The sequence below is a fragment of the Rosenbergiella collisarenosi genome (assembly GCF_018494085.1).
Taxonomy (GTDB): Bacteria; Pseudomonadota; Gammaproteobacteria; order Enterobacterales; family Enterobacteriaceae; genus Rosenbergiella; species Rosenbergiella collisarenosi.
On record NZ_JABBFP010000001.1, the window covers coordinates 1 to 18,132 of the forward strand.

At 43.8% G+C, this 18,132-nt stretch carries 14 protein-coding genes and 2 rRNA genes; 5 read left to right on the top strand and 11 right to left on the bottom strand.

Annotation, left to right across the window (positions count from 1 at the left end; all coding sequences use genetic code 11):
• Together HGT70_RS00005 and rrf are read left to right on the top strand one after the other, a co-directional pair.
• Positions 1-1,192 (top strand): 23S ribosomal RNA (locus HGT70_RS00005); the annotation flags it as partial.
• A gap of 206 nt (positions 1,193-1,398) precedes the next feature.
• Positions 1,399-1,514: ribosomal RNA gene (rrf, locus tag HGT70_RS00010) — 5S ribosomal RNA — on the top strand.
• A 66-nt stretch (positions 1,515-1,580) separates the two neighbouring features.
• Here rrf and HGT70_RS00015 read toward each other — a convergent pair.
• Positions 1,581-1,736, bottom strand: a complete 156-nt coding sequence (locus HGT70_RS00015) for a hypothetical protein (protein ID WP_157725205.1) — start codon at positions 1,734-1,736, stop codon at positions 1,581-1,583.
• 110 nt (positions 1,737-1,846) lie between these two features.
• Here HGT70_RS00015 and HGT70_RS00020 point away from each other — a divergent pair, with 110 nt between their 5' ends.
• On the top strand, positions 1,847-2,737 hold the full coding sequence (locus tag HGT70_RS00020; RefSeq protein WP_214194558.1) for a polysaccharide deacetylase family protein: 891 nt from the start codon (positions 1,847-1,849) through the stop codon (positions 2,735-2,737).
• 141 nt (positions 2,738-2,878) lie between these two features.
• On the opposite strand, the gene HGT70_RS00025 is transcribed toward HGT70_RS00020, so the two are convergent.
• Positions 2,879-3,547, bottom strand: a complete 669-nt coding sequence (locus HGT70_RS00025) for an HAD family hydrolase (RefSeq protein ID WP_071433429.1) — start codon at positions 3,545-3,547, stop codon at positions 2,879-2,881.
• A 231-nt stretch (positions 3,548-3,778) separates the two neighbouring features.
• On the opposite strand from HGT70_RS00025, the gene HGT70_RS00030 reads away from it, so the two are divergent.
• Both HGT70_RS00030 and HGT70_RS00035 read left to right on the top strand, forming a co-directional pair.
• Entirely contained in the window at positions 3,779-4,402 is a 624-nt protein-coding gene (locus HGT70_RS00030) for a nucleoside/nucleotide kinase family protein (protein ID WP_071433431.1), read from the top strand.
• A gap of 24 nt (positions 4,403-4,426) precedes the next feature.
• Positions 4,427-5,812: a sugar porter family MFS transporter gene (locus HGT70_RS00035; RefSeq protein ID WP_214194559.1), complete on the top strand. Its 1,386-nt coding sequence runs from the start codon at positions 4,427-4,429 to the stop codon at positions 5,810-5,812.
• A gap of 478 nt (positions 5,813-6,290) precedes the next feature.
• On the opposite strand, the gene HGT70_RS00040 is transcribed toward HGT70_RS00035, so the two are convergent.
• The 9 genes from HGT70_RS00040 to HGT70_RS00080 form a co-directional block, all read right to left on the bottom strand.
• Positions 6,291-7,397 (bottom strand): fimbrial protein, encoded by a 1,107-nt coding sequence (locus HGT70_RS00040; RefSeq protein ID WP_071433435.1) that lies wholly within the window; start codon positions 7,395-7,397, stop codon positions 6,291-6,293.
• A gap of 5 nt (positions 7,398-7,402) precedes the next feature.
• Positions 7,403-9,973: a fimbria/pilus outer membrane usher protein gene (locus HGT70_RS00045; RefSeq protein WP_214194560.1), complete on the bottom strand. Its 2,571-nt coding sequence runs from the start codon at positions 9,971-9,973 to the stop codon at positions 7,403-7,405.
• Positions 9,974-9,991: 18 nt separating this feature from the next.
• On the bottom strand, positions 9,992-10,657 hold the full coding sequence (locus tag HGT70_RS00050) for a fimbrial biogenesis chaperone (protein WP_214194561.1): 666 nt from the start codon (positions 10,655-10,657) through the stop codon (positions 9,992-9,994).
• Positions 10,658-10,692: 35 nt separating this feature from the next.
• The gene (locus HGT70_RS00055) at positions 10,693-11,217 is read right to left on the bottom strand and encodes a fimbrial protein (protein WP_071433439.1); all 525 of its coding nucleotides are present in this window, start codon (positions 11,215-11,217) and stop codon (positions 10,693-10,695) included.
• A 925-nt stretch (positions 11,218-12,142) separates the two neighbouring features.
• Positions 12,143-13,624, bottom strand: a complete 1,482-nt coding sequence (proP, locus tag HGT70_RS00060) for a glycine betaine/L-proline transporter ProP (protein ID WP_214194562.1) — start codon at positions 13,622-13,624, stop codon at positions 12,143-12,145.
• A gap of 435 nt (positions 13,625-14,059) precedes the next feature.
• Complete coding sequence (locus tag HGT70_RS00065; protein WP_422047380.1) at positions 14,060-15,202, bottom strand: porin; 1,143 nt, start codon at positions 15,200-15,202, stop codon at positions 14,060-14,062.
• A gap of 471 nt (positions 15,203-15,673) precedes the next feature.
• The gene (locus HGT70_RS00070; RefSeq protein ID WP_071433446.1) at positions 15,674-16,108 is read right to left on the bottom strand and encodes an excinuclease; all 435 of its coding nucleotides are present in this window, start codon (positions 16,106-16,108) and stop codon (positions 15,674-15,676) included.
• A 22-nt stretch (positions 16,109-16,130) separates the two neighbouring features.
• Positions 16,131-16,850 (bottom strand): class I SAM-dependent methyltransferase, encoded by a 720-nt coding sequence (locus HGT70_RS00075; protein ID WP_071433448.1) that lies wholly within the window; start codon positions 16,848-16,850, stop codon positions 16,131-16,133.
• An 11-nt stretch (positions 16,851-16,861) separates the two neighbouring features.
• Complete coding sequence (locus HGT70_RS00080; RefSeq protein WP_214194563.1) at positions 16,862-18,088, bottom strand: NAD(P)/FAD-dependent oxidoreductase; 1,227 nt, start codon at positions 18,086-18,088, stop codon at positions 16,862-16,864.
• Positions 18,089-18,132: the final 44 nt, after the last annotated feature.

Below are 18,132 nucleotides of genomic sequence, written 5' to 3' on the forward strand. Positions count from 1 at the left end.
GTAGGTGAAAGGACTTGCTCCTGGAGCTGAAACCAGTCGAAGATACCAGCTGGCTGCAACTGTTTATTAAAAACACAGCACTGTGCAAACACGAAAGTGGACGTATACGGTGTGACGCCTGCCCGGTGCTGGAAGGTTAATTGATGGGGTTATCCGTAAGGAGAAGCTCTTGATCGAAGCCCCAGTAAACGGCGGCCGTAACTATAACGGTCCTAAGGTAGCGAAATTCCTTGTCGGGTAAGTTCCGACCTGCACGAATGGCGTAATGATGGCCAGGCTGTCTCCACCCGAGACTCAGTGAAATTGAAATCGCTGTGAAGATGCAGTGTACCCGCGGCAAGACGGAAAGACCCCGTGAACCTTTACTATAGCTTGACACTGAACATTGAGCCTTGATGTGTAGGATAGGTGGGAGGCTTTGAAGCGTGGACGCTAGTCTGCGTGGAGCCAACCTTGAAATACCACCCTTTAATGTTTGATGTTCTAACGTAGACCCGTAATCCGGGTTGCGGACAGTGTCTGGTGGGTAGTTTGACTGGGGCGGTCTCCTCCCAAAGAGTAACGGAGGAGCACGAAGGTTAGCTAATCACGGTCGGACATCGTGAGGTTAGTGCAAAGGCATAAGCTAGCTTGACTGCGAGAGTGACAGTTCGAGCAGGTGCGAAAGCAGGTCTTAGTGATCCGGTGGTTCTGAATGGAAGGGCCATCGCTCAACGGATAAAAGGTACTCCGGGGATAACAGGCTGATACCGCCCAAGAGTTCATATCGACGGCGGTGTTTGGCACCTCGATGTCGGCTCATCACATCCTGGGGCTGAAGTAGGTCCCAAGGGTACGGCTGTTCGCCGTTTAAAGTGGTACGCGAGCTGGGTTTAGAACGTCGTGAGACAGTTCGGTCCCTATCTGCCGTGGGCGTTGGAGAATTGAGGGGGGTTGCTCCTAGTACGAGAGGACCGGAGTGAACGCACCACTGGTGTTCGGGTTGTCATGCCAATGGCATTGCCCGGTAGCTAAGTGCGGAAAAGATAAGTGCTGAAAGCATCTAAGCACGAAACTTGCCCCGAGATGAGTTCTCCCTGACCCCTTGAGGGTCCTGAAGGGACGTTGAAGACTACGACGTTGATAGGCTGGGTGTGTAAGTGCAGCGATGCATTGAGCTAACCAGTACTAATGACCCGTGAGGCTTAACCTTACAACGCCAGAGGCGTTTTGGATTGAGAGATTTATCAGCGCGTTGACAGATTATTAATACAGAATTTGCAGAAACGATGTGTTTTTATCGTAATCAAGGCGACGCCCAAGCGATGAGAAGGAGCATACAGAGGTATGTGACTGAACAGCGAGCGGGACGTTAACGCCGAGTACGTTAAAAAGACGCGTTTTAGCACAAAGAATTTGCCTGGCGGCACTAGCGCGGTGGTCCCACCTGACCCCATGCCGAACTCAGAAGTGAAACGCCGTAGCGCCGATGGTAGTGTGGGGTCTCCCCATGCGAGAGTAGGGAACTGCCAGGCATCCAAATAGACAAAAAGGCCATCCGTAAGGATGGCCTTTTTGCATTGGGAATTTTAGACAGATAATTAAAGAGAGACATTGGTCCACGTGCAGCCAATAGCCTTACCTGCATTGGCACATTTACCAGTATGTAATACGGGCTGATCTGGCGTCTTCTCTTTCTTCGCAGCGCAGCCAGCTAAAAGAAGCGCGCTCAATAAAAAAATTATTTTCTTCATCATCTCTTTCCTCATCGATATAGCGACTATTTTAGCATGTAAAATCCTTTATCTCTGCGAAACATCCCCGAATGGCTATACTGAATTTTTACGTTCATTTATAGCGAATCATTATGTCGAAACAAGCTAGGTTAACAGCCCTTACCACACCGCAACGCTACCCTTATAAGTCACCACAAATCCCTAGTTCGGCACGCTGGCCAAATGGAAAGGGGTTAGCTGTGTATATCGCGATGAACCTTGAGCATTTCGCGTTTGATTCCCAGGAGGGCGCTAAATTATCAGCTAATGCCAATTTCCCAGACGTCTTGAACTATAGCTGGCGAGACTATGGCAATCGGGTCGGAGGATGGCATCTAGCTGACTTATTCGAAACTCTGGCAATCCCCCCTGCGGTTATCGCGAATACTTCAATCTTAGATTATTGCCCCGAATTACTTGATCGGTGGTTGGCATTACCCGGTAGCGAACTCATCGGCCACGGCCATACAAATTCTCAACGTCAGGGAGAGTTGGCATTCGATGAGGAGGATAGATTAATAGGCACTTGCCAACAGCGCCTACAACAGTATCAGAATAAGACGGTGAGTGGCTGGCTATCACCTTGGATTTCTGAGAGCTTCTCTACCCCAGAGTTACTCGCTAAAAATAGGTTTCGTTACACCTTAAATTGGGCGCACGATGATATGCCAACCGCCTTCTTCACCGAAAATGGACCCTTAGTTTCGATCCCTTATCCGCAAGAAATTAACGATATACCAAGTATTATCCCCAATGGTGCAACGATCGATACCTTTTGCCAGATGATCGAATACCAATTCGAAGAGTTGCTGGCAAGAAGTGAACAGTCTCCGCAGGTTATGGGGATCGCGCTACATCCCTATATTGTTGGCCAACCCTTTCGCTTCTATCGATTGAAGAAGACACTCAAGGCGATACTCGATCGTAAGGATGAGTACTGGTTGACGACTCCAGGTGAGATAGCAAAACTCTATGGAGAGTAGAGTCTTTGTTTAAACAGGCAGGATAAATGGATTTCTCAGTAGAGTTTACTAAAAGGTAATGAGTTTTTGGAGCAAGCTAGAATTAATCCGTCACGTAACGGTGTTCTAGTTTGCTCACTGGACGTTAAATGATGACGTAGGCTAAGTCTTTATCTTATCGATCGGCGATTTTTTTGGCGCAGCTGAGGAATGAAAGTGGCGCCAATGTGGATCTTGAGCTGCACAGAGTAATTCGTAGTCGCCACGCGTATCTCCCCAGGCGCGTAAATGGTAATTTTCTAATGGGCCGTAGACTTTCTCCAAACGTGCCACTTTCTGTCCACATCTGCAGTTATTACCAGAAATTTTTCCCGTTAGTTTTCCATCAAGGACTTCCAATTGCGTACTGATCAGATTGATCCCCAGTTGATCGGCGAAGGGACGTAGTACGATTTCAGGAGAGGCTGAACAAAGGGTAACCGTTGCCCCAGCATTTAACTCGGCCGCCACGGCCAGTAGTCCTTTAGGACGCATCAGCTTCGTAAAATATTTTCGGCAGTAAGCCGCTGCTTTATCTTTCACCCATTGCTCATCAATATCTTTCATAAAGGTATGGATCAGGACTTCTTTTAACTCATCGCGTGTCAGTTTGCGACGCAAACAACGCAGAGTAGGAAAGACTAAATGTAACATTTTACGTGTGAAACGTCGGCGGCCGAAGGCAAAGCGTAGGAAGGGAATAAAACTATCGTGTCGCGTTAATGTCCCATCAAAATCGAAAACAGAGAGCGTCGGCGCGTCCCCAAGTAGCTTACCAGCCATAATTCCCATCCCACTAAAAGTCCATTGATATGGAGATAATAGCAGAACCCCGCTCAAGGTTGAATTAACTCACCTATCAAACGGTAATCAATGATGTGAAACGATTCAGCATTTTCTCTTCAATGCCACTAAACATTATGACTCAGATCACAATTTCCGCGGTGTTATTGGAGTGTTTTGTAAATGTTATTTAAGTTATAGCACTCTATTGATGGCACTCTTCCTTCCGGACGTTCTTCTATGATTGACGACATCGCTTTACAGCAGCTACATGAATGGTGCGAGGGCGACAAGCGCCGTCTTCTTGGTATTGTTGGATTACCAGGGGCAGGCAAGTCCACACTCACGGATTGGTTAATCCGTCACTTTGACGGCAAAGTCGCGGTGATCCCAATGGATGGGTTCCACCTTGCGAACAATCAATTGAAAGCGTTAAACCGATTACAGCGTAAAGGAGCTCCCGACACGTTTGATGTTCACGGTTACCAAGCATTATTAAGGCGTATTAGACATGCAGGGGCTAATGAAATCATCTACGCACCCTGTTTTCATCGTGACATCGAGGAATCGATCGCAGGAGAAATCGCTATCCACCCTGAAACACGGTTGGTTATTACCGAAGGGAATTATTTATTATCTCAGGATGCGGGCTGGGCTGATACCCCTGCCTTGCTAGATGAAACATGGTTTATTCATGTAGATGAAACACAACGGTTGGTACAACTTAAGCGTCGGCATGAAGAATTCGGTCGTTCTGAAAAAGAGGCCGAGCAGTGGATACTTTCTACAGATCAGCCCAATGCGGAGCTGATTAAGCTTACCGCTCATCGCGCAGATAAACAAATTACACTCAAACAAAAATGATAATGACAATATTAGGGAAACGCTATGGACAATACATTAGAACGGCCGCTTGATAAGCCAAACCCGGCTCTTGTCGTGTGGATTGCCGTAATTGCCGCACTGGGGGGACTACTGTTCGGCTACGATACCGGTGTAATAGGAGTGGCACTACTTGGCTTAGGTAAAGCTTTTGCCTTGGATGATACCGTTAAACAGTTAGTCACCGGCGCCATTATTTTTGGTGCGATCTTTGGCTGCTTGGGTACTGGTCCTTTTTCAGACCGACTTGGTCGCCGCAAGATGGTGATTTTCGTGGCGCTACTCTTCGCGGTAGGCTCGATAGCCTCTGCGATGTCGCCGAATGTCACCATGTTAATTCTCTCACGCTTCATACTCGGCCTATCAGCGGGGAGCTCAACGCAAATTATCCCGGTGTATATCGCTGAAGTTGCACCACCAAAGCATCGCGGTAAGATGGTCGTATTATTCCAATTCATGGTGGTATTCGGGATTACCGTCGCTTATGCCAGCGGATTCGTACTCGGTGATCACTGGCGCTGGATGTTTGGTTTAGGGGTTATTCCTGCACTGATATTATTAGCCGGAATGGTCTTCTTACCGGAAAGTCCACGTTGGTTGGTTATGCGTAAACGCGATAACGAAGCCCTTAAGATTTTAACTCGCGTGCGGGGTTCTCAGGCACTGGCGCAGCAAGAGATCGAAGAAATACACACTGTAGCTAATCAACCAGAAGGTAGCTGGCGTGATCTTGCGCAGCCGTGGATACGTCCCGCGGTAGTGGTTGGCGCTGCCATCGCTATGTTCTCGCAGATCACAGGTAACAATGCATTAATTTATTATGCTCCGACAATACTGACGCACGCAGGCTTTTCAAACCAAGCCGCCATTCTTGGTACCGGGCTTAGTACTCTATTAGTCGTCGTTATGACGGTCGTGGGGAGCATTTTGGTCGATAAGATTGGCCGTCGCCGTTATCTGTTATGGACAATTCCTGGGTCTATCGTCGCACTAGTGGTGATGGGGTACCTTTTCTTGGGAAATGGCCCGCAAAACCAATTCAGTCAAATAATGGTGGTTGTCTGCTTGGCGGCATACTTGATGCTAAACTGCGGCGGATTCGGAGTCTGTATCTGGCTGATTAACGCCGAAGTCTACCCTTTATTCGTTCGAGGCAAAGGGGCGAGTTTAGGTGCATTCAGTCATTGGATTTTCGATTTATTAGTCACTCTCACAACATTAAGCCTAGTGACGTGGTTAGGCGCCTCTTATACCTTCTGGCTCTATGCGGCGATCTCGGTCGGAGCGCTGGTGTTTATTATCTATCTTGTGCCTGAAACGAAAGGGAAAAGCTTGGAACAGATCGAGCAGGACCTGAAGAACAAAAAGTTTTACGCGTTTCAGAATAAGTGATTAAACAACTCACCTTCCTGGAGGGTGAGTTTTCCCGCCTCTCTTAAAATATAAAGGGGACACCTACCGCTTATTACCTAAGTTGTTTCCTCTATCCCAACACCCATCCTTTTTTCTTGGTATTTTATATATCGTCTGAAAATTTTCTCGTTCTATAACCCCGTTGGTAAGGTTCAATACGGCAATTTAGGGAACTCTATAAGGGAAGGACGATTATCACATCTGTTCTTACTTCCTGATTCCAGAAGCCTAATCGAGAGTGAGTGCGAATTTTAGGTAAGATATTTCGACACTAGATGTGTTGGTAGATAGTCTGGTTAGGGATTTAATCGAGATACTCTATGAAGTTTCATTTAAGAGAGAAAAAAATGATCCTCTAAATTAATTTACTTTTTTACCGATAAGCCCCGATAAACCCTATTATCAGTATTTAGGATTTTAAAAAAAAACGCCGCGTATGCGGCGTTTTTCTATAATCTTATTTAAACGTTACATTTACTGTAGCGGTGCTGCTAAAACTACCGATTGACGGGGAGGATGTTAGCCACTGTAAGTTGGCATTGTATGTCTTAGACACTATAGTCGTATCTTTGGTAATCGCTGAGGTAGTGAAGTCTGTAATTTGTCCGAACTTGATTTTTGAACTGGTGTTATCTTTAGGCGTGAGGTAGATACCAAGTCCAGGTTTTGTAGCGGGTATAATCATTGTATTGTCCGAACTGCTCACATCTGGACTACTAAAACTGATCACTAGGCTTTCCCCGGAGCAACCACCGCCAGCAATATTGGCGTTGACCGTAAAAGGTATTATGCGTTCTACCTTACCCGCAGAGGCATTAGTTGCAGGAATATTACCGAAGGCAACCGTGTTATTCCCCGTTCCAGCGATACTCACTGTTGGAGTACATTGAACAACTCGTATATTGCTGAAATTAGTAAGGTTAGCGACATAGTTACTATTTTGTGTCGAGGTATTGATCCCCAAAACCCCATCGACCTGGAAAACGCGTGCTGATGCAAGATTTGCGTAATTCGTAGGTGGCGTCCTTCCTGTTGCTTTTATATAAATAGAAAATGAGAAAGATGTTGTATTAGGCAACGCAACAAACTTACTAGAAACACATAGTCCTAAGATTGAATTAGTACAAGTCGTATACGTTCCTGGGCCTGTGCCAGCACCGAGATCAATGGATTGTGCTCTGTATTGTGTATTAACTGCATCGTAATCTTTTCCGTTGATCGTTACACCGATCGAAAGTGATGAGTCAATATTGCTCAGATCACCCCATGGATTCCAGTAGATATACGCATCTTCACCCATCGGGTGATTATCTGTATCCCAGCAAGTAAATGTTGAGGTGAAAGTTTCCGAACGCCAGAGTACTCTTCCCGCCACAAAGTCAGATTTAGCAAAGGCAACTGAGTTAATTGGAAAAGGTGCGAGTGTCGTACCGACGGGTGTTCTACTGGAAGCATTGCTTCCTTCACGACAGGATAGTGCGAAACTTTGTTGGCAGAAAATGATACTAGTCAACGAAAACAGAATTAACCAGCATAGTCTGCGTGTCCAGGAATTTGTATTCATTGTTATCAGCCTTTGTCTGGGTGGCATAGTAAAGTGAGCTCTTGATAACCCTCACCATCTTTCATCGGTGGTAGGTTGTCAGGAATTGATATTTGACATTGTTGATCAGCATTATCACCCCATTTCAGACGCAGCGTATCATCGCTTGAGATCCCTGACACGAACACAACCCCATCAGTCCCAACGGTACCACTGTTCACGCCCTTCTGATTTAAAACACTCGCGCCTAACTGAGGTTTGCTACCATCGGTCAGAGAGGCATGGATTAATAAGCTGTGTCCATAGTAGGTCTGGAAATTAGCTTGTACGATCGCACCATGAGTTGGCACTACCTGGAGGGTAGATTCTGGAATATCTAATCCAGGTCCAAGGTGCTCGGTACTCAGGCTAATTCCATTATAACGGTAAGGTGAAACGCTACTTACTACCGCGTACCCAGAATCGTTTATCTTGACGCCCGGTGAGTTTATGACGTTTGTACCGGCTGCATCTTTAGCTTTAACGAGCGCAAAAGTGTCTGACAAGGGTTGAGAAAGTAATACTCCACCAGAGTGTAATACAATGCCGCCACTTGCTGACAAAGAACCTTGTTGATAGTTATTACTATAACTATAGGATGCACTACCGTTACCAATGTTGCTGCGATAGGCGATATTAGCTGCAGAGTTTTGGTCACTCCCTTGGCTTTTACCGGTACTCACACCATAACTTAGGCGACTATCTTCTAACGATGTACCCGATACACCAGTATTATAGCTGTCGCCATTTAGTCTGGAATGAGCCAATTGTGTATTGATCATCGTTGTATTAGTATTGGTCGAATCTAGATTTAACGGAATAGATACTACAACATTGACTGAATTATCCGAATAGCCATATTGAGTTTTTGTTGTTTGCCAATAAATACCATAATTTATACGTCGCGACTGGCCATTATAACCTAGCTGAGCAGTACGGCTCGAACCAGAAGTATTCCAATAACGTTGCTGGCTACCATTAATATAGATGGAGCCATAGTCACCTAATGATTGATTAAGTGATACCTCCATTCTTTGCCGTTTATTGGAATATGTGGATGAAGTATAAGTAGAGTTGGTTTTTTGAGCCCAACTAGGTGTGCCATCATTAACTTTATTAGGGTCGGTATAATCGGCTTCATAATGTCCTTGCTTCCAATCACGCTGTTCATTGACCGCATCATTTAGGTCATAATATCCAGAAGTTGAATAGCGATATCCGGCAAGACGGAAATCAGTTCCATAGTTATTTAATGATTTTGAGTAAAGTAATCGATAACTTTGTCCTTGCTGTTTACTACCCGATGCTAGGTCAGTTACTGCATAAGTAGCATCGATGGATAAGGCACCTAAATTACCAAGACTCGTACCAACCCCCGCCACTGCAGAACGATAGTTATCCGCAACAATAGCCCCACCGTAGGGTGTCAGGTTATAACTTGTTCCACGGGATACGGTACCCTGAATAAAGTTAGGTGAGTATCCACTCAAGCCGTCATTATAACGACCAGCGGTGACTTGATAACTCCAAATTCCTTCCCGCAGCATATTTGCCACGGAAGCATAAGGGACTTCGAAGTGCGTCTCAGAACCGTCAGCTTCCGTAACGGTGACATAAAGTGTGCCACTGCTGTTAGGATAAACATCATGGATTGCAAAGGGCCCGGCCGAGACGTTAGTGGAATAGACCAGATAACCGTTTTGTTGAATAGAAACTCGGGCGTTTGAATGTGCGACACCACGTACCACAGGGGCATAGTTACGCATACTGTCAGGTAACATGTCTTCGACACTACTGATCTGGGCTCCCCTGAACTGAAAGCTGTCAAAAACGTTACTATTCGTTGAGCTTTGTCCGACCAGTAAGCGGCTTCTTAAAGAAATGATATCTGTTTCAGCCCAGCTAGCAATGTTAGTCCAGTGCGTACCAGTATAAGAGTTATGTGTCAGACTACCATTTTGACGCAGTCTGATAGAACCAATATTAATTCCATTGTTCAATGCCAGGTAACTATAGTTCTCTGTGGATGAATCACTATTAAATCGATACTTATTATGGCTGAAGTTATAGTTATAATTAATAAAGCCAGCATTAATGCCGTTATCCCATAAACGTTTCGGAACGGTTCCTTTGGGTGTGTTAATTAATTGAGTCTGTGGAATGGTTAACTCTATTTTTTGATTATTTACGTCAACGTCTAGTTGGCTATCAGGTATCGTAGTGTCAACACTGATACAATGGTTGCCAACTGCTGACTCGGGTAGCTTAATACCATACTGTGCTAACTGTTCAGCATCAAAACAAGGGACGATACTTTGTTTATTTGCTTTAATAAACGTAACTTGTAGATTATCTATTTTATGTTGATTCAAATAGATATCAAAAGGATAAGTACCAGGTTGAATAGTGTTACCGGATGCAACAGAGGAAACGGAACTAACGTTGCTAGCACCGTGAACAAAGCTCATATTAAAATCATCTGCATAAGAAATCTTGCAGCTTAGAATGGCCGATGTAGCGGCGACTAAAGATATTTTTTTTATATTGTTGGAATCCATAGTCGCAACTCTCCAGAATTAATTTAGCGGGTGATCTTTTATTTCTGTGACTCCGCCAAAGTCATTGATATAACCGTATGAAACTGTATTTGCGATATTACTAGAACCTAAATTAACAGTTTTTTCTCCATAAGGAGCGACCATATCGAGGTTAATATTTTTATTGCCAGCGTGTAATGTATTAAGTGAGATATACATTGGCCCATTGTTTTTGATATTTACTTGATTGCCAGACTTAACCCACTGCAGCTTCTCTGCCTGTTCGGCTAATGTGGTTTTCAATGAGTTCGGTCTATAAAAAAGTTTTAGTCTACTGTGTACCGCAACCTGCAGTACGTTTTCGTCTTTACTTGCTGGTGGTATTTCCTGAATGTTAATCCAAAACAGGCTTTCCTGATTATCTGGAAGAGATTTGCCAGAATAAATAAAACGTAACGAAGCCGATTTACCTGCACTTAACTTTAAAATGGGGGGGACAACTTGCATCGGTATGTTAGTTGTGCCCCCATTTTGATCTTCTAACCATGTTTGAACTAAATAGTCTGAATTACTTTGGTTCTGAATGGGTAAAGCAGCAGAACTATTGTTTGAATTATACACCACGCGAGTGGCCATCAGTTGAATCGCAGCTGAAGCATTATGTGAACAAACCGCTAATGCAATCAGTAAACTCATTTTTTTCATGTATACGATTTCCCAACAGCCACTCGGGCTGAGTATTATTTGTATTCTAAGTTAAAAGCAGTAGTGGCATTTGCTGTGCCAGCTGGAACACCAGTTTTAACAGCATAATAACGTGCTGCCAATGGGATGCTTATGTTACCAGAAACTGGAGTCTGGAAAGCTACAGCATCGGTTTGACCGGAAATATTATAATTAACATTACTATTTAAGTCAGTAATTTGAATGCCAAGAAAACCAGTAGTTGGTTGACCGGTGGTTAATGCTAACAAGGTCGGTTGACCAGTAACGGCGGTTCCATCAAAGCGAACTTTCACGGCGTTTGACGGGCAGCTTGTCAATTTTATGTTGAAGTTTTGAGGAGTGGTTACTGCTCCTGCAGTTGCCAGTGAAGATGATGCATAAGTACCCATCGGTACGTTAATAGTTGTGCCGCTATCGCCATTCACGGTACAGCCAGAAGCGATGATGTTACCTGTAAAATTCACGTTACCATCAGCAGCAAATACCTGTGAAGCCATACCTAAAGTCAGAACGCAAAGAGGTAGAATTATTTTTTTCATTTTGGCACCTATAATAGTCGGTTAGTAGAAATTGTCTTAAAACCCAGGGGGTGATCCCCGAGAAGAAGAACTGACTAACCAACCTAGGGTTGCTATCAGTCTTGACTTCCTGATACACATAATATGTCTAAGAATATTCCTAGTTAATTGGCTTTGGCTATTGATTAATGAATATTGATAGATAAATATTTTTGATATTTTGTAGGATATTTGATTAGGGGTTAAACCCAAGTTGATAAGAGTGAAAAGTCATTCTTGCTGAATAGTGGTTTGTAGAAAATATTTTGCTGGGCGTTGGTAGATAAAGGATATTAGCTATAAATCCTGGGGAGATAACAGCGCTTTCGCGGAAGTTTATTGGGTTCGGGGCCTTAGTCAGATTACATATCCATGTAAACCGTTACTCAGGTTCGCACTATTTTGGCTATAGATTAATGAGTCGAATATAAAATATTGGTAATACTTCTACTATCGTTGATGTTTATTAATAAGGCCTGATGAGGTATAAGTTATTGGACTATTATATTCAACTCTTAAAATTGGTAGGGCAGGTGCTCATCATATTACTATTTTGGCAGTCAACTGAGTACATGCTAGTTTAAGCGCACAGTAGGGATTTTATTAGGTTTTTCATCGACTAAGCCATTTTTTAACTAACACAAGAGTTTTTCATTAATTAGGTGATAAAATTTATTTTGCCAGTTTTTGCCCGACAATTAATACTATCTCATTAATACAATTTCTTGGGTGATAAATGGACTATTTATTATGAGGTAATTTAAACAGCAAGATACAACTCTCTAATTTTTAGCTAATTAATATCTTGTATATATCTATTTTGTTGCATCATTTAGTAATTTGATAAGTATAGAGTAATAGATTACAGCTAACTTAGCCTGTAATCTACGAAAGTTATAATTGCCGACTATTTTCCATGTTTACTATCAGAAGAGGTATTTTTCAATTTCTTCTGTTTTAACTTCTTCAGCAGACTCATTGCCTCAGCTTTATTCGCCACAGCAGGTCCTGACCCCGCAAGCGGTTTACGAGCCGTTTCACGTAAGGTATAGACCGTGATCAGACCGATAACCCCGGCAGCCATGAGGTAATAAGCAGGCATTAGAAGGTTGTGCGACGTGTCAACTAACCATGCGGTAATCAACGGCGTAGTGCCCCCGAATAGCGAGACTGAGATATTAAAGCCGATCGCTAATGCACTGTAGCGAATATCCGTGGCAAACAGTGCCGGTAAGGTAGCGGGCATGGTGCCACTGAAACAGGTATGGATCAGTCCTAGGATAATTAGCCCTAGGAAGACCAGCCACATGTTGCCAGAGCTGATCAACATCAGGCAAGGTACGGAGAACACGATTAAGCCAATCGCACCACCGGCAATGACTGGGCGACGGCCGAGCTTATCTGTCCAGTGCCCAGACATCAGCGTTAATGGCATCATGACAAACATCACAACCATTATGAGCAGCAGGCTACTTAATTCGCTCAATCCCAAAATACCGGTTAAGTAGCTCGGCATATAGGAGGTCAACATATAGTTAGAGACGTTAAATAATAATACAAGGCCGATACATTTAAGCATCTGCCCACGGTATTTGTTTAATAGTTGGAACAGTCCCAGGCGCGGTTTGCTGTGTTCCAATGCCTCTTGTTTTTCCATATGCTGTTGGAATGCCGGTGTTTCCTCTAGCTTTAACCGTACATATAGCCCAAAGATACCTAATGGTGCAGCAATGAAGAATGGGATCCGCCATCCCCAATCAAGCATCTGTTGAGGGGTAAACACCGAGGTCATGGCGGTTACAAGCGTTGCACCGATCAGGTAGCCACCGAGTGTCCCGAACTCCAAGAAGCTTCCCATAAAGCCACGGCGGTTATCCGTTGAATACTCGGCGATAAACGTCGCAGCCCCTCCATATTCGCCGCCGGTCGAGAAACCTTGTAGTAAACGAGCGGCTAAGAGTAGCAGCGGAGCGGCAATGCCTATGGATTGGTAGGAGGGGATCAGGCCGATACAGAAGGTCCCGATTGCCATCATAATCATGGTGATAGCCAAGACTTTTTGGCGACCAATTTTGTCGCCTAATGGGCCGAATACCAGTCCTCCAATAGGGCGAATGAGGAAGGCCGCGGCGAAAGCACCAAAAGTCGCGATAAGTTGCGCGGGGCCATTGGCGGCCGGGAAAAAGACTTTACCGATAGTCACTGCCAAGTAGCTGTATACGCCGAAATCGAACCATTCCATCGCATTACCTAGTGCTGCGGCACCGACGGCACGTTTAAGCATGTCATTATCGACGATCGTAATATCGTCTAAGGTGAGTTCTTTTTCTTTTTTTCGATTCCAAAAATGTTTTTTGGGTTTTTGTGGTGTTGGTTGTTCTATAGACATTGTGTCCCTCACGATGGAAATATAGAGCAATGTATAGCTTTCTTAGCCAGACATCCCGTCATAGTGGGAAAAGAAAGATATAAATAGCTTCCCCATGTTCTTAAGTTTAGGTCAATTTAGGATTAATACTGTAAACATGCTTTTGAGTGAAATTCAAGGAAAGCGCAGATAAAGTCTTATTTTCCCATGGAGTAATGAGAAACTGTCCTATTTAAGTTATTGATTATAAGTGCTTTTTATTGATTGAGCGGAGAGGTGTTTATTTTAAACTCGACTGATGGATAAAAAATAACCTACCGCAGTTTATTTATGTCATTGATTAGTAACGATAAAAATATTAAAAGAAATTATAATCTAGGGAAAGTAAGGGTTGGTAAAGAAGAGGGGGAGAGGGAGAAGAAAACCAACTTACCCGAAGGTAAGTTGGTAGAAAAATTAGAAATCGTAGAACACGGTTAACCAAGTGCTATCAGGCTCGTTATCCGTACTGGTCGCGATGGTTCTTTCGAGGTAGACGCTTAAGCCGTAACCAATCGTTGTGCCTGCACCCAGATAGACATGGTTCGCGTGGTAATCTTCTTTCCCTTTCAGGCGTAAGGAGTCCACCGCCACGTAAGGCTGGATAGATTTAAGGAATGGCTTATCGATGTTAAACGTATAGCCCGCGAACTCTTCTAAACCATAACCACTGCCCGCAAAGTAGTGAGAAACAGTATGATTACGAGTAGAAGGAACAAAGTCTTTATAGTAACTGGCGGTTGACGTTAAGTACCAGTTACCTGGCTGCCACGTTAACGCGGTACCAGAAACCTGTTGATTGTAACCCTTCTGAGTCGTGCTATTTTTTACGTTTGCTTCGGTACTACTATAAGCGGCTGCCCAAGAAAGAGTCGGTAGGATGGCATAATCGAAACCAAGGCCAGCACCGTGGTTACGACGGTAGGATCGACCCGTGCCGCTTCCATCGTCTTTCTGGTCTTCAGGTAACAGATAGTTTGCAGAAAGCGTGACTGGACCAAAGGTATTTTTATACATGATGCTGTTTTTCGGTTTATTTGCACCATCATAGTTACCATTGAAGCCAATACCGGTAGCGCCCGCATGACCATCGTTATCCCATACGTCACTCTTAATCCCGACGACGGAGTAATAAATGCCATACTGATGACCATAGGTCAGTGTTCCGTAACGGTCATCTTTGATCCCTGCATACAGTTGTCGTTGGACATCACGCAGTGTACCGGTCTCGTAGTTACCCTTCATTCCTAAGAAATGCGGGACGTTGAACCCCCACTCGTAGTAGCCGATAACGGAGGTATGGTCGGTTAATTTATAGTCTGCACGAAAGCGAACACGTGAGCCGCCATCGTGACCGCGTTTATTCGATTTATTAGCATCTGGGCCGTTGGTGAGTACCCATTCAGGACGGATGCTACCACCGACTTGCAAACTTAATGGAGCCAGTAACGAACTACTTTGTGGATTTTTATCCAAGATAGTAATTTCTGCGTGTGAAGGCGCGGCTATTGCCAGTGCTATCAAGCTGCCACTAAAGGCTAAAATTTTTTGTTTTTTCACCACTTCCTGTCTCCATAGCGATAATATATTCATAGAGTTAATCGTTAAACCACTCTTATCAGTACCGAAAATAAGGCGCTGACTCGGTTTTGTTGTTTTTCTACCGATTTAATTACGACTGACCCAATGAACATAACTTTATAACGGTAAATGATGCAACAACAATTTTTAGCATAAAGTGGTATTTTTATAGTAACCATATGAAATTAAAGATATTTAAATTTAAAGAAATGTAAAGCAATTATAAATATATGATGTTCGTCACGATTTGTAACGAAGCGCCTGTTATTAGAATTTTGTATAGATAGAGATTTTTGTCGTGAGAAATGATGCTTTAAATCGAATTACGCTTTAGGAAAGTTTAGTCGGCGAGGTAAAGACGAATGATATTGCAGGGGGATAGCGAGTGATCACAGTACCTACCTCCACCATGATTTAGCTACAATGGGGTAGGTGACCGTTAGGTGGCGATCAATTGGCGAGATCACCTTTTAATGCCGTACCTGCCATCAAGGCGCCGGCGTGGCACTCGTAATTATGCGGATCGGAATGCTCATTTCTTTTGTAAAAACTCACGATATTAATGACCGATGTTGCGCCGACCTTTTTCGCGGAGTCTTGAAAGGAGAGTAACGCGCTTTCTAATGCCCAATTACAGGCTTCCTCATCAGACTTATTGAAGGCATTGGTCTTCTTATTTGAGACGACTCCTGCCTGAATGACCTTTTTAGCGCTAGGAGTATTTCCTGCAAGATAGAATTTCACACTACCATCCAATTTATGCTCGTCTGTCATTGTTTTTACGACGGTATCGAAGGGGAGCATATGTACAGTATCACGAGCTTGACTCAGCGTGGGGAGTAGAGCACCAAGGCTGATCAATACAGCGATAAATGGTGATTTCATTATTTTTCCTTTTGTTTGGCTATTACCATGGTTTTCTCAGTACGGCATTGACCAGTGTTTCGTCACGCTGGCCAACAGGAGGAGGCGTTTTAAGTCGTAATCGCTCAAGGAGTCCAAAGTCTTTCGCTCGACTCCACCAGAGGTACGGATAAGAAACGTTGGTTTCATCGAAATGAAAGCCTTGTTGTTGTAACATTGATAAATACTCTTCTGCGCTTTTCTGAACATGCATCGGATGGCGGAAAAACCAGCGGATCACCCAAGTATCAATGTAATATTTCGTCGACTCTGCAAAAAGTAGATAGCCACCAGGCTTAATTACTCGGTAAAACTCTGCTAATGCAGAGTCTTGCTCAACAAGATGATGGAACGTTTGATGACAAAAAAGAATATCGATTGAATTATCGTCTAACGGGATTTTCGCACAATCCGCACCTATTAATTCTGCACAGATATTCTGTTTTTTTGCCTCTTTTTTACTTAACTCAAGGCTAATAGGATCAGCATCGATGCCGATAATTTTTTTCGGTTGGAGTGTTTTGGTGAGATATTTAAAACTTTTTCCTTGCCCACATCCAACATCGAGTAAAATAGCCCCCTTCGGTGGGGGTTCGGGAAATAAGCGTTTAAGGTCGTTAATTGCCACTCTCAATACATGATGTTGCCAAGTATGCGTTCTTAAAAAAGCGAATCCTATTTTCGTTTCTTCTACATAAGTCGGGCTATAGAATTTATTCATCATGAATACCGTGTTTATGAGGCTTGGCAAATATCAGCCAATAGATTCAATTTGTTTTCTGAGTCGCTTACAAAAGGATTGTTTTTATCCCAAGCATACCCCGCTAATATAGAACAGATCATGGCTTTAATGTGAGGGTCAGGATCTTGATAATAAACGACATCTTGGAAGCGTTGATTGTACCAATTTTCAACATAAGTACGAAAACAATTAATCCCAATCTTTAATTTTTCACTATATTCATTTTCCCAGTCAATATCGTGGCCGCTGAATTGCTGGTGGAGTAATTCAGCCGCTAGCGTCGCTGAATGCATAGCGATAGTTACGCCTGAGGAGAATACCGGGTCGAGAAATTCAGCGGCATTACCCAATAAGGCAAAGTACTCGCCATGTAGAGTTTTTACATTGGCTGAATAGCCGGCCAAGGTATTAATCGGTGTATCCCATTCGCTATCCTCGACTAAGGAGCTCAATGACGGGGTTTCATTGATCATTGTTTGTAAAAATATATCGCTGTCGAGCTGGGAATTAACGTAGAGGGATTCAGGTACGACAACCCCAATCGAACTCCTTCCTTCTGCAAAAGGAATTGTCCAAAACCAGATCTCAGGATTCGACGCGTGTGTCGTAATGAGTATTTTTTCGCGATCAAATGCTTTATCAGAAAAATAGTCTGTAATATGGGTAAACACGGCCCTGCGTGTGACGAGGGTACTAGGAACCTCTAAGTCCAGTAATCGCGGCAGGACACGACCATAACCGCTCGCATCAAGTACGAAATCTGCGTGAAATTGATATTGCTGTCCGTCCGCTTTACGTAGGGTAAGTTCAACGCCATTCTCAAAACGAATATCCTCGACCTGTTCGCCAAAACATAGATCAACACCCAAGCGAGCGACTTCGTCGGCGAGGAGTTTGTCGAATTTAGCTCTTTCTACTTGATAGGTAGAATCTTTCCCATCGGTGAAATTTTCGGCGAAATTAAACGTGGCATACCTATTATTATGCTGAAAAGCAGCGCCCGTTTTGACCTGAAAGTTAGCTTGTTCAATAACCCCGAGTAGTCCGGCATTGTCGAGGTCTTCTAAACAACTGCATAATAAACTCTCACCAATAGAAAAACGTGGGAAATACTGTTTTTCAAAAATAACCACATCGTGATTATTTTTCCTTAATAATGCTGCGGCGACCGTTCCTGAGGGGCCAGCACCAATTATTGCTACGGTTTTCCTCGCTACCATTAGGTTATTCCTCCTGAAATTTTCGTGCCAAGGCATCCATTTAT